Origin of the sequence: Paenibacillus sp. ACRRX (genome assembly GCF_022346885.1) — a bacterium.
In the GTDB taxonomy this organism is placed as follows: Bacteria; Bacillota; Bacilli; order Paenibacillales; family Paenibacillaceae; genus Paenibacillus_B.
Genome location: NZ_JAKRNK010000009.1, coordinates 120,642 through 132,808 on the forward strand (window position 1 = coordinate 120,642; position 12,167 = coordinate 132,808).

General features: G+C 46.5%; 14 protein-coding genes. All 14 read left to right on the forward strand.

Going from position 1 to position 12,167, the window contains the following annotated elements; translation table 11 throughout:
* Positions 1–121: 121 nt before the first annotated feature.
* The 14 genes from MH117_RS22125 (at position 122) to MH117_RS22190 (ending at position 12,165) form a co-directional block, all read left to right on the forward strand.
* Positions 122–955: a sugar phosphate isomerase/epimerase family protein gene (locus MH117_RS22125; protein WP_239332557.1), complete on the forward strand. Its 834-nt coding sequence runs from the start codon at positions 122–124 to the stop codon at positions 953–955.
* Positions 956–1,012: 57 nt separating this feature from the next.
* Complete coding sequence (locus MH117_RS22130; RefSeq protein WP_239332559.1) at positions 1,013–2,095, forward strand: Gfo/Idh/MocA family protein; 1,083 nt, start codon at positions 1,013–1,015, stop codon at positions 2,093–2,095.
* 83 nt (positions 2,096–2,178) lie between these two features.
* The gene (locus MH117_RS22135) at positions 2,179–3,147 is read left to right on the forward strand and encodes a sugar phosphate isomerase/epimerase family protein (RefSeq protein ID WP_239332561.1); all 969 of its coding nucleotides are present in this window, start codon (positions 2,179–2,181) and stop codon (positions 3,145–3,147) included.
* Positions 3,138–3,281 carry a hypothetical protein gene (locus tag MH117_RS22140; RefSeq protein WP_239332563.1) on the forward strand — a complete coding sequence of 48 codons (144 nt, stop codon included), beginning with the start codon at positions 3,138–3,140 and terminating at the stop codon, positions 3,279–3,281. The genes MH117_RS22135 and MH117_RS22140 overlap by 10 nt, the downstream gene beginning before the upstream one ends.
* A gap of 15 nt (positions 3,282–3,296) precedes the next feature.
* On the forward strand, positions 3,297–4,019 hold the full coding sequence (locus MH117_RS22145) for a ThuA domain-containing protein (RefSeq protein ID WP_239332565.1): 723 nt from the start codon (positions 3,297–3,299) through the stop codon (positions 4,017–4,019).
* 92 nt (positions 4,020–4,111) lie between these two features.
* Positions 4,112–5,203 carry a Gfo/Idh/MocA family protein gene (locus MH117_RS22150; RefSeq protein ID WP_239332567.1) on the forward strand — a complete coding sequence of 364 codons (1,092 nt, stop codon included), beginning with the start codon at positions 4,112–4,114 and terminating at the stop codon, positions 5,201–5,203.
* A 398-nt stretch (positions 5,204–5,601) separates the two neighbouring features.
* Positions 5,602–6,045 (forward strand): hypothetical protein, encoded by a 444-nt coding sequence (locus MH117_RS22155; RefSeq protein ID WP_239332569.1) that lies wholly within the window; start codon positions 5,602–5,604, stop codon positions 6,043–6,045.
* Positions 6,046–6,048: 3 nt separating this feature from the next.
* Positions 6,049–7,116, forward strand: coding sequence for a phage tail sheath subtilisin-like domain-containing protein (locus MH117_RS22160; protein ID WP_239332571.1), 1,068 nt, complete (start codon positions 6,049–6,051; stop codon positions 7,114–7,116).
* 107 nt (positions 7,117–7,223) lie between these two features.
* On the forward strand, positions 7,224–7,664 hold the full coding sequence (locus MH117_RS22165) for a phage tail tube protein (protein ID WP_239332573.1): 441 nt from the start codon (positions 7,224–7,226) through the stop codon (positions 7,662–7,664).
* 82 nt (positions 7,665–7,746) lie between these two features.
* Complete coding sequence (locus MH117_RS22170; RefSeq protein WP_239332575.1) at positions 7,747–8,169, forward strand: phage tail assembly chaperone; 423 nt, start codon at positions 7,747–7,749, stop codon at positions 8,167–8,169.
* 20 nt (positions 8,170–8,189) lie between these two features.
* A complete protein-coding gene (locus MH117_RS22175) occupies positions 8,190–8,354 on the forward strand; it encodes a hypothetical protein (protein ID WP_169450994.1) in 165 nt (54 codons plus the stop codon).
* A 14-nt stretch (positions 8,355–8,368) separates the two neighbouring features.
* Entirely contained in the window at positions 8,369–10,480 is a 2,112-nt protein-coding gene (locus MH117_RS22180) for a phage tail protein (protein WP_239332577.1), read from the forward strand.
* A gap of 15 nt (positions 10,481–10,495) precedes the next feature.
* Positions 10,496–11,173, forward strand: a complete 678-nt coding sequence (locus MH117_RS22185; RefSeq protein ID WP_239332579.1) for a phage baseplate protein — start codon at positions 10,496–10,498, stop codon at positions 11,171–11,173.
* Positions 11,174–11,187: 14 nt separating this feature from the next.
* Positions 11,188–12,165, forward strand: coding sequence for an XkdQ/YqbQ family protein (locus MH117_RS22190; RefSeq protein ID WP_239332581.1), 978 nt, complete (start codon positions 11,188–11,190; stop codon positions 12,163–12,165).
* Positions 12,166–12,167 lie beyond the last annotated feature (2 nt).

Genomic DNA, 12,167 nt, shown 5'->3' on the forward strand with positions numbered 1-12,167 from the left:
CAGCAGCTCCTTTTTACAATAGGTTAAGCTGGATTATATCATAAACAGCAGAATTGTTCATGTTAGTGCGATATACTTCATTCCCATATGCCTACAGGTATGACACAATGAAACCGTTCTATTGAAAACCTTTTCAAAGCATGGTTATGGAATGACCAACACAAATACATTGAGTATCGAGGTGGACATTATGCGTATTGGTTTGCAATTGTATACAGTCCGTGATGAGACAGAGCGCGATTTTGTTGGCACGTTGGAACGTATTGCAGATATGGGCTATGAAGGTGTAGAACTGGCGGGTTACGGTGGTTTATCGCCTGACGAAATGAAAAATACATTATCACGCTTGGGCTTGGCAGCTGTAGGCAGCCATATTAGCTTGGAGCAGCTTACTGATAATTTAGATGAGCATATTAAGATGAACTTGGCGATTGGCAGTTCCTATCTGATTTGTCCTTGGCTGCCGAAGGAACAATATGATTCTTTGGAAGCATTGGATGTTACGATGGGCAAACTGAAGCAAGCAGCGGAGCGGCTTCAGTCATACGGATTGCGTCTCGGTTACCACAACCATGACTTTGAGTTTACGACAATGGTGGAAGGGAAGACGGTATTTGAGCGTATTTTTGATGCGCTGCCAGCTTCACTATTAATACAAGAACTTGACGTGTGCTGGGTGCAATATAGCGGGAATAAACCAGTAGAGTGGATGGAGAAATATGCCGAGCGTCTGCCGCTCGTTCACTTTAAAGATTTGGCGCGCACGCCTGAAGGTGCTCCGATTACGGTTGAGCTTGGCAAAGGGGAGCTTGATCTTACGGCAATTGCTAAGGCGGCCAGTAATATAGGTGCCGAATGGTTAATCGTGGAGCAAGACGTCACGCAGCGCGGCTCATTGGAAAGCGTAGAAGCAAGCTTGGGCTGGATTACCGCTAACTTGAAAGGCTTGAATTAGCTTTAACCAACAATTCTGAATAAATATGAAGCCGTAAATAATGAGGAGGAATTTATTATGACTAAAGTATATCGCATCGCAATTATTGGCTGTGGCGGCATTGCTAACGGCAAACATATGCCATCGCTGGCAAAGCAGTCGAATGCTGAAATGGTTGCCTTTTGCGACGTTGTGGAAGAGCGCGCTGTTGAGGCAAAGGCGAAGTACGGCAAAGAAGACGCTAAAGTATACACCGATTATCAGGAAGTGCTAGCGGACAAGTCGATTGATATCGTTCATGTTTGTACGCCAAATGACTCCCATGCGGAAATTACAATCGCTGCATTGGAAAGCGACAAGCACGTCATGTGTGAGAAGCCTATGGCCAAAACATCGGAAGACGCCCGCCGAATGGTAGAAGCAGCAGAACGTACAGGAAAGAAGCTGACGATTGGTTATAACAACCGTTTCCGTGCAGATAGTCAATACTTGAAAAAAGTATGTGAGGACGGAACTTTAGGTGAGGTTTATTATGCGAAGGCGCATGCAATTCGCCGACGTGCTGTTCCAACTTGGGGCGTGTTCCTTGACGAAGAGAAGCAAGGCGGAGGTCCGCTTATCGATATTGGCACACACGCCCTCGACCTGACGCTATGGATGATGGACAATTATGAGCCGAAGGTTGTGCTAGGCACTTCATATCATAAGTTGGGCCAGAAGGAGAACGCAGCTAACGCATGGGGGCCATGGGACCCGCAAAAGTTTACGGTTGAAGATTCTGCCTTTGGTATGATTGTGATGAAAAATGGTGCGACGATAGTGCTTGAATCCAGTTGGGCGTTAAACACGACACAAATAGGAGAAGCCAAGTGTACGCTGAGCGGTACAGAAGGCGGGGCAGATATGTGGGATGGCCTTTCCATTAATGGGGAGAAGCACAGTCGTCTTTATGAGCAGAAGATTGAATTGAATTCCGGCGGTGTTGCCTTCTATGACGGCGAGACGGAGAAAGATACGGATTTGGAAATGCGTTTGTGGCTGGAAGCCATAGATCAAGATAAAGACCCTGTAGTGACGCCTAAGCAGGCATGTGTTGTATCTGAGCTGTTGGAGGCTATTTATGAGTCGGCTCGTACAGGCAAAGCCGTTTATTTTGAATAAAAGGGTTATAAAATGCACAGTTCTTCAAGTAATAGATAAGTTGTGAACAAACTCTAAATCTGCAATTGTAAGGAGGATGTAAAATGAAATTAGGTGTATTTTTAGTTCTATATGGACAATTATCGCTTGAAGAAGCATTGGATACAGTAGCAGCAAAAGGGATTGAAGCTGTTGAGATCGGTACAGGCGGCTATCCAGGTAACAAACATTGCAATCCGCACGAGTTGTTGGCGGATACTGCAAAGCTGGAAGCTTTCCGTACAGCAGTTGACTCTCGCGGGCTGACTATTAGTGCGCTCAGCTGCCATGGCAACCCGCTTCACCCGCAGAAAGATATTGCTAAGTCGTTCCATGATGATTTTATGGCAACGCTTGACTTGGCAGCCAAGCTGGGTGTGTCAGTCGTAAATGGCTTCTCCGGCTGTCCTGGCGATCATGAGGATGCAAAGTATCCAAACTGGCCAGTTGCGCCTTGGCCAAATGATTTTAAGGAAGTGCTTGATTGGCAGTGGTCCGAGAAAGTGATTCCTTATTGGAAGGAAGTTGGACAGTATGCCGCAGAGCGGGGCATTAAGATTGGCCTCGAATTGCATGGGGGCTTCTCTGTCCATTCCCCAGGAACGCTTCTGCGCTTGCGTGAAGCAGTGGGTGACGTTATTGGGGCCAATCTGGACCCGAGTCACATGTGGTGGCAAGGGATTGATCCGGTGCAGGCGATTCGTATTCTGGGGCGCGAGCAGGCGATCCATCACTTCCATGCGAAGGATACTACGATTGATCCGGTTAACGTAAACATGCATGGGATTACGGACATGCAGCCGTATACCAACATGCTGGATCGCGCATGGCAGTTCCGTACGGTAGGCTACGGTCATGATGCCAAGACGTGGGCGGATATTATTAGTGCGCTTCGTTTAGTTGGTTATGACTATGTTGTTAGCATTGAGCATGAGGACGGGCTTATGTCGATAGATGAAGGATTTACGAAGGCGGTTCAAGCTTTGCAGCCGATCTTGATGAAAGAGCCGTTAGGCGAGATGTGGTGGGTGTAAGCAGCTTTATTGTTGTTCAACCTGCGTACTTGGCAACGGGGCGGCAGCTTGATGTGCGCTGCCCCAACTCCCTGATAGTTGATTGGATCAACAAACCTAAGCCGACTTACTTGGAAATGAACATTGGACACTAAAGGAGAGAAGACATCATGACACAACTATTGACTGTAACCGTGTGGAACGAATATCGCCACGAGCACCGCAATCCGACAGTTGCCAACATTTATCCTAAAGGCATTCACGGTGCAATCGGCGAGCCGCTTGAAGCGAACTATCGCGTTCAGTATGCTACGTTGGACATGCCTGAGCATGGACTGACTGAACAGGTGCTAAATGATACGGACGTGCTGATCTGGTGGGGCCATATGGCACACGGTGAAGTGAGCGACGAGGTAGTCGAGCGTGTATATAACCGTGTTATGCACGGTATGGGCTTAATCGTACTGCACTCAGGTCATTTCTCGAAAATATTCAAAAAGCTAATGGGTACTTCATGCGATTTGAAATGGCGTGAAGCTAATGATAAGGAGCGTCTGTGGGTTGTAGCTCCGGGCCATCCGATCGTAGAGGGAATCGGCGAGTACTTCGAGCTTCCAGAAGAAGAAATGTACGGAGAGCATTTTGATATTCCACAGCCAGATGAACTGGTGCTTGTAAGCTGGTTCACTGGTGGAGAGGTGTTCCGAAGTGGCTGCTGCTACAAGCGGGGGATGGGCAAAGTATTCTACTTCCGCCCAGGACACGAAACGTATCCTACTTACTACAATGAGAACGTACTGCGCATCATCCGCAATGCGGTTGAATGGACGAAGCCATCTACGCGTCCTTATCCGTCTTATGGCAATGCACAGCCAATTGAGCCGTTGAACTAAACGGTCTATAATTAAGAATATAACGTACGGCTCACATGTGAATAACATAGTTGAGCCGTCTTTACTATGAAGAGACGGGAAGTGACCTGACGATGACAGAACAACTTACAGTGAAGCCACTTCGTGTGGGGGTCGTATCTACAGGCGGTATATTTCGCGGCGCTCATATGCCAGCATTTGTTGCTAATCCTTATACAGAGATCGTAGCTGTATGTGATCCGCATAAATCATCTGCGTGCGAGGTGGCAGATGAACTAGGCCAAGTTCGTGTGTACACGGAGTGGCAGGAAATGTTGGAACGTGAGGATTTGGATATTATTGATATATGTTCACCGAACTATTTGCATGCGACGGTAGCGATCGCTGCATTGGAGCATGGCTTCCATGTGTTTTGTGAGAAGCCTGATGCCATTTCGCCAGAAGAAGCGATAAAGATGCAGGAAGCGGCGGAACGTTCAGGCAAGGTGCTTATGGTTATGCGCAACAATCGCTTTCGACCGCGTTCCCGTTTTTTGAAGCAGTGGATTAATGACGGTGGTGCAGGTGAGCTATATACAGGGCGCTGCGGTTGGCTGCGGCGCAAGGGCATTCCGGGCAAAGGCGGTTGGTTTACGACAAAGTCGATGTCTGGCGGCGGCCCGCTAATTGACCTTGGCGTGCATATGATTGACTTGGCCGTATGGTTGATGGGCAATCCGAAGCCGATTTCTGTAACTGGAGCAACATACAGCCACTTCGGTCAAGCACACATCAAAGGTGAGACCCGTGTAGTCGAAGGCAACACGTATGATGTGGAGGACCTGGCTACGGGCTTTATTCGCTTTGATAATGGTGCTACGCTGCAGGTAGAGGTAAGCTGGGCCTCTCATATTGAGCAGGACGAGCTGTTCGTGGAGATGCGTGGGACCAAGGCTGGCTTCAGTTTGAAGAACGAGGAGTTCAAGCTGTTTACGGATATGGCGGGGGAACCGCTGAATCAAATGCCGCAAGTTCCGATGGGCGGTTGGGGACATCAAGAGAACGTGAATCATTTTGTCGATGTCGTCCGCGGCGTGGTAGAGCCGGACTTTACGCCGGATCAGGGCATTGATATGATTCGAATTCTCGATGCGATGTATCGCTCTGCCAAGGAAGGGCGCGAGATTCGACTGGATGTGGATACGCTAGGCGCTGATTTAGCATAAATAAAACATATTAATATTAACTAGGGAGAAGCCTTGCGGTATTTGCAAGGCTTCTTTTTTCGTAGAACGTCTGTGACTCCTATTCCTATATAAGCACAAACTTGATTTATTTCTTAAAAGAACAGAATGTTCAACGATCATTCAACGACTGTGCAGAGATGGCTCAATGGATCTACAATATAAAAGGAACGTATGTTCGTATTTTATTAATAGACCTATCATCAAGCGTTAGGTCTATAACATGATAAATTGGTATTAGGAAAATCAAACGTAAACGACACACCGGTTCCACAATGGAACGATTGCGCTTAAGCGCTTATGATGCGTGTGCTTCGGATTAGGTTTGATTTTTTTGTTTCAAAAGCGAGTTTAGCAGCGGGGGTGAATCTTTTAACACGATGTGGGAGCGAAGTTATCAAGCTTTACAAGTGAAGTTGGCTGCCTTATTCCCAGAAGTTTCTGCATGGTATGTGGGAAGCTGTCCTGAATCACCTGCACGTCCTGCCATATGGGTGCAGCTTATGCAAGCAGAAGATGAGAGAACAGGAGCTTGGACCTTATCATCTGCTGCATCATGGCAAATTATTTATGTGCCTGCTGTTGTAAACGGATTGCCGGACGGTATGGCACAGCTGCGGGCAGCAGAGTTGATTCGCAGCGATCTGTCCAGACATAGGCAGCTGAGTGGGATGGAAGGAGACGTGTTTGACCTTGTCTCGGTCAAGGGCGGGACCCGGTCACACGATACTTTTGTCCGGGTAACGTTAGCTGCGGAAGAGGAATTGCCGCAGGAGCTATACGATCAGGTAAAGCGGGTATCTGTACATTATGAGGAGGAATAATCGATGGGATTGCCTAGTGTAACGATTGAATTTAAGCAGAAAGCTTCTGGAGCAGTGACGCAGGGAGCGGCTGGGACGTTGGCGCTTGTACTAAAGGATGCCAGTGTCACGGAAGCAAAGGAGTATAAAGTGTTTGGCATCGAAGAGATTCCAGCGGGGTTAAGTGCGGATAACCGAGCCTATGTAGAACAGGGACTTATGGGGCTGCCAAAGGAAGTGAAGCTTGTTGTTATTCCAGCCGCAGCGACTGACTACAATAAAGCATTGGATCTGCTGGAAACGTTGAAATTCAACGTAGTCGCTTTTCCTGGTGTGGCGGAAGCCGATGTGACGGCACTATCCACATGGTCCAAATCAATGTTTGCCAATAAGGAGCGCCGTATTCTGACCGTACTGCCAAATGCAGCCGCGGATCACCCGGCAGTTGTAAACCTGGCAACGGATTATATTGAAGTTGGTACAAAGAAGTATACGGCAAGCCAGTATACGGCCCGCATTGCAGGCTTGATCGCGGGGCTGCCGCTGACCGTTGCACCAACCTTCCAAGTGCTGAACGAAGTGACCAACGTACCAAAGTTGACGAAGGCGGAAGCTGACGCAGCAGTTAATGCGGGTAAGCTCGTTCTTTACCATGACGGCGAGAAAGTGAAGATTGCGCGCGGCGTAACTTCGTTCCAGACGGTGACCGAGGCCATGGGGCCGGACTGGAAGAAAATTAAGGTGGTGCGTGTATTAAATAAGACCTATCACGATATAAAAGACACGATTGAGGATCTCTATATCGGCAAAGTACAAAATTCATACATGAATAAGCTGCTGCTGATTTCCGCTATTAATGCCTATTACGAGGTATTGGAGCAAGAGGGAGTACTTGATGTGGGCAAAAATATAGTCTCTATCGACATGGCCGCACAGCGTACTTACTTGAAATCACTGTTAGGGGCAGAAGAAGTAGCCAAAATGAAGGAGCAGGACATTAAAGAAGCAAATACGCATGATCAAGTGTTCCTCACTGCAACTCAGCGTCCGCTTGATGCGATTGAAGATGTGAAGCTTGCCGTTTATTTGTAGGAGAAAGCTACTTTTAGTGCTGTGTATAGTAGCATGCTTGTAATCAAAATGGATATGGCAACTGCTGTGGGCAGCGGAGTCATGTGAAAATAAGGGAGGAAGCTAATATGGCAACTGCATTTCATGGAGAAAAAGTAATGTCCGGTACGTTCGGGGAGGTATGGCTGGATGGAAAATTAGTGGCTGAAGCACTTTCGATGGAAGCCAAAATTGAGATTGAAAAGGAAGACGTTCCGTTGGCAGGCAAGTTTGCAACGGATTCTAAATTTATGGGCTACAAGGGTTCAGGCACCTTGAAAATGCACAAAGCGAATTCTCGTATGATTAATCTACTGAGCGAGCAGATCAAGAAAGGGATTAATCCACGGTTTATGATTATGTCCAAATTAAAAGATCCCTCCGCCGACGGTGGTGAAGTCATCACGATTAAAGATGCCTGCTTTAATGACTTAAGCCTGGTGAACTGGGAACTGAAGAAAAAAGGCGAGATCGAAGCTCCTTTTACGTTTACGGATTGGACGGTACAGGATTCAGTGAAAGCGGACTAATTGGAGATTTATCAAGCAAGACACAGGCGGTGTACAAAGTATGCCGTCTTATTACAATTCAAATGAAAAAAGGAGCTTGATTATGGGAAAATCAACGTTTGACTTATTGTTGGGAATGGGAAATGGAAAACTGCAGCGGCCTTTTAAAGAAGTGGAGCTAAAGCGCCTAAGTCAATCAGCAGGCGAGCCGGTTGTGTTTAAGTGCCAGGCCTTAACAATGGACGAGTTTGAGGAGATTCAGGAAATCTCGATGTCGATTAGTAAAAAGGGTGAATTGGAAAACTTTAGCGCCAGTCGGGTGCAGTTGTTTACGGTTCTGCAAGGTGTCGTAGAACCGAACCTGAAGGAACCTCAGCTTCTGGAAGCATACGGGGTATCCACGCCGAAGCAATTGCTTGAATCCTCCAAGCTGCTCCTGCCTGGTGAAATTACTCAAATTTATAACATGATTTCTTCCTTATCTGGCTTTGGTGAGGGCTCCATGGAAGAGTTAAAAAACGACTAAGGTCGGATGGCTATGGCGAGATGCTCTATTATTATTGGAGCCGCAAAGGCATCCGGCCTTCTATAATTCAATCGATGCCTGCCGGAGAACGACATCTGATCCGAGCTTTCTATGAGATGGAGCAGGAAGATCGGGAGAAGATGGCTAAAACGGGGCAGGTGTGGATTACGATGCCTGCTTTATAAGGGGGTGAATATAGGTGAGTGTCAGAAAAACAAAGCAATTCAGCAAGGATACGGCGAAGCAGTACCAAGATCTGTCAGCTTCCATGATCGAATCGTTCGAGCGGGCTAGTAAACAAATTCTCTCGACCCAAAGATCAATGACAGCAGAGCTTAAAAAAATGCAAGGCAAAGAAGAAGAGGCGAAAAAACCGTTTGAAGTTTTAAAAGAAGCGGGTGTTTCGGCAATGAATGCCATATCCCAAAAAGCGACGCTTGTGACGAAAAATTTGCAGCAGATTTCGAAAATGGATATGGATGCTCCACCTCTTGTGCAAAATCTATTTTATAGTTTTATGGGGTTAGAGAAAGAAATGAATCCTATACTTCAGGACTTTAAAACTAGCTTTCAAGGGGTATTCGGATTTTTGAAAATCAGCTCTGCGAGAGCAGCTTTTCGAATGATTCAATCGTTCCAGTCGGTAAAAGAACATTTAGACCTTCAGATGGATGCGAAGAAAATTTATTTTAAAGCGGTAATTGCTCCTTTCTTTGTACAAACTGCCAAAATATCTAAAGCAATTGCTCAAATTTCGGTAAAGCCGATCACGATATTTTTTAAAGCAGTGGACCTTACTGCGTCTGCTATCGCTAGCATTAGCAAAGGCATTCACTCCCTCTTAAAAAATATTAAGTTTGACAAGATGCTGACAGACGGGATTGGCTTTGCCCTGAACAGTGCTTTTGACTGGGAAAGGCAAGGGATGTCCATAAATCACATCATGGCATCGAGTCAGCCGGGGAAATCAGCTGGAACCGTTCAGAATGAAGCTGACGATTATCTTAGAATGCTTGATAGCAATATATCTAATTCTCCGTTTGACCCTGACGACATGTTGAAGGCAGGAGCTTCTGCTTTAAAAATGTCAGCTGGAGATTCGACTCAAGCGATGACGATGCTTAATTTGGCCAAAGATATGGTAGCCGTTAATCCGGCCAAGTCACTAGAGGACGCACTAGGTGCGCTTAATGAATTAAAGATCGGCAAATCGGGCATGAAAGTCGCTTACGATATAAAAGACTATGGCTTTGAAGTTGATCCGAATCAGCTTGCTGGCGCAAATGGGGATTGGAGCAAAATAAAAGGGCAGCAGGGGATTGGATTGACCGAAATGTTTAGCGGCGGTTCTGACAAACTAGGGGCAACGGCTGGTGGGATGGTCACGGTCATTAAAAATAAGTTCAAGTCGGGTTTAGCCGGCATGGGAAATGAATTTATTAAAAATTTAGCTCCTGAACTGAAGAAACTAACACCGTTCATGGGGAATATGGTTGACTTCATGACCAATTTTGGCACAACTGCGGCAAAAGCCATTCCCGTTGTCATTTCACATCTGAAACGTTTTATCGATTGGATTACGCCGTTAATCCAGCCAGTGATCGCCATTATCCAGCAGGTCGTGGAACAAGCGGTACAATTTATTACCCCATTGCTGCCACCGATTATGACCTTGTTCCAAAGCGTGTTTGGATGGATTCAGGAAAATATGCCTATCTTTCAAGAAGCGATTGGTGCGGTATTTGATTTTCTACAACCGGTCATCTATACGGTATTGGATACGTTTAATTCCTTATGGCAAACGTGGCAGGAAGCTTGGCCGATTATTCAAGATATTTTATCTACGGCGTGGGGAATCTTTGAGCCGATCTTTAATGGGATTGTCGATGTGTTTAGACTCGTCGTATTTGTTTTTAACCAAAGCTTCCGACCGATGCTTGAAACCTTGTGGACGCTATTAGAGCCTATCATGGATGGGATTTCAAAGATTGTGAACTGGGTTGGCGACAAGTTTGGTAATCTGATTGATTGGATGATTGGTGGAGATCCTCCCGATTCTCCCGGTAATCCAGCCAAACCCCATGCGGCAGGCTTACATACAGTTCCGCGGGATAACTATCCCGCACTGCTGCATAAGAACGAGGCGGTGCTGACCGCACAAGAGGCAAATCAATATCGGAATGGTCGCGGCGGCAGTCACGGCATTACGATTAATTTGAACCATCCAGTAGCACGCGATGAGGCGGACTTTACTAAGTGGGCTCAAGTGCTGCGTGCTGAATTGGAAGGTGCAGCTATTAACATGGCCTAAAAGAGGTGAGATAACATGATCCAATTTTGGCTGTCATTTCAGAACGGAGCCGAGCATCTTAGGCTCCCGGTTCCCCCGCAGACATTTGAAATGCAAACAGGTGCCACCTTAACTGCTGTTAATATTCATAGTCTGGGCGAAGCCAACGTTATTGGCAGGAGACGTTTAAAAGCAATATCACTTAGTTCGTATTTTCCAATCGTCAATGATGGCTTATGTCAGTACAGCAGCTTTCCCACACCACAGAGATGTGTACGGATGATTGAGAAATGGCGCGACAGCGGCAAGCCAATACGTTTGATCATTCAAGGACAGGGATTAAACATTAATGAAGCGATGGCGATTGAGAATTTTAACTATTCACAGAAGCATGGTCCGGAAGATGTCCAATTTACACTAGATATGAAAGAATACCGCTTCTTAACGACCGTGAGTGCTGTGCCGGCTCAAAAAGGGCAAGTAAAGAAGCAAGGCCAGACTCGTCCGAACGAGAAACAGATCCCACTTAAATATAGAGTCATGCCGGGAGATACTTGGTTCTGGATTGCTCGAAAAGTATGGGGCAGCGGTACGAAAGCGAAGTTTCTTCAGGAGCTGAATGAGAAGAAGGGGATAGGAAAGAAGACGAATACGACGGTGCTGGATGACGTTTGGCTAACCACTCATGAGTGGAGAGAGATTTATTTGAAATAAAGGGAGGTGAATAGATGAAGCTTATCCATACCTCTCGCGATGGAAACAGGACGAATATAACGGAGCTCGTTACCCGTATGACTTGGAGCGGTACTATGAGTGAAGCAGCGCGCAAACTGGAATGGTCTGTTCTAGTATCCGATCACGATTATTATATCGCTAATACTCCGATCGATCTCGGCGAAATGGTGACACTCTACGCGGAGGACGACAGTGAGCTGTTTCGGGGCTACGTCTTTCGCAAGGGCAAGTCGCTTACGGGGACTGAGATTTCTTATAATGCCTACGATGGCCTAATCTACTTGTTAAAATCAACGATTTCAATGAAGTTCGAGAAGCTGACAGCAGGCAGTATTGTGAAGCTAATCTGTAAAGAATTAAATGTACAGGTTGGTGTCTTGCCGGAATCGGATTTCCCGATTAGCTTTGTGCATATGGGAAAAAGTGCTTATGAGGCTATTATGGTAGCCTATACGCAGCTATCGAAGAAGACAGGTAAGCTGTATATCCCCCGCATGCAAGAGGGGAAGGTAGTAGTTGTGACTTCAGGAGATGTGATTGCAGACAGGCTGTTGTCCTCTGCGTCTAATTTGCTAGAAGCCCAATATGATGAAGATATCGAAAGTATGATTAACTCGGTTCGAGTGACGGATCAGAACGGTACGTTAATCAAGCAGATTGTACAAGAAGATTGGATACAAAAATATGGGAAGCTGCAGGCAACCGTGCAGCAAGAAGAACAGAAAGATAGTCTCACATTGGCAAAAGAACATCAGAATGGCATACAGAGGACAGCCTCCGCGCAAGTATTGGGCGGACACGATGCACTGGACATGATCACGGGACACATGGTCATGATGAACCATGGCATCTTGGGGAGGACTGGCCTCTTTTTTGTGAGCGGTGATACACACACCTTTGAAAGTGGGCAGCATCTCATTCAACTGGAGCTGCAATTTAATAAGATGATGGACGAACGTACAGCGGAATAAGG

Excerpts from the sequence above, each read along its gene's own strand:
- MH117_RS22130 (WP_239332559.1), top strand. The coding sequence starts at position 1,013 with ATGACTAAAGTATATCGCATCGCAATTATTGGCTGTGGCGGCATTGCT.
- MH117_RS22135 (WP_239332561.1), top strand. The coding sequence starts at position 2,179 with ATGAAATTAGGTGTATTTTTAGTTCTATATGGACAATTATCGCTTGAA.
- MH117_RS22145 (WP_239332565.1), top strand. The coding sequence starts at position 3,297 with ATGACACAACTATTGACTGTAACCGTGTGGAACGAATATCGCCACGAG.
- MH117_RS22150 (WP_239332567.1), top strand. The coding sequence starts at position 4,112 with ATGACAGAACAACTTACAGTGAAGCCACTTCGTGTGGGGGTCGTATCT.
- MH117_RS22155 (WP_239332569.1), top strand. The coding sequence starts at position 5,602 with ATGTGGGAGCGAAGTTATCAAGCTTTACAAGTGAAGTTGGCTGCCTTA.
- MH117_RS22160 (WP_239332571.1), top strand. The coding sequence starts at position 6,049 with ATGGGATTGCCTAGTGTAACGATTGAATTTAAGCAGAAAGCTTCTGGA.
- MH117_RS22165 (WP_239332573.1), top strand. The coding sequence starts at position 7,224 with ATGGCAACTGCATTTCATGGAGAAAAAGTAATGTCCGGTACGTTCGGG.
- MH117_RS22170 (WP_239332575.1), top strand. The coding sequence starts at position 7,747 with ATGGGAAAATCAACGTTTGACTTATTGTTGGGAATGGGAAATGGAAAA.
- MH117_RS22175 (WP_169450994.1), top strand. The coding sequence starts at position 8,190 with ATGCTCTATTATTATTGGAGCCGCAAAGGCATCCGGCCTTCTATAATT.
- MH117_RS22185 (WP_239332579.1), top strand. The coding sequence starts at position 10,496 with ATGATCCAATTTTGGCTGTCATTTCAGAACGGAGCCGAGCATCTTAGG.
- MH117_RS22190 (WP_239332581.1), top strand. The coding sequence starts at position 11,188 with ATGAAGCTTATCCATACCTCTCGCGATGGAAACAGGACGAATATAACG.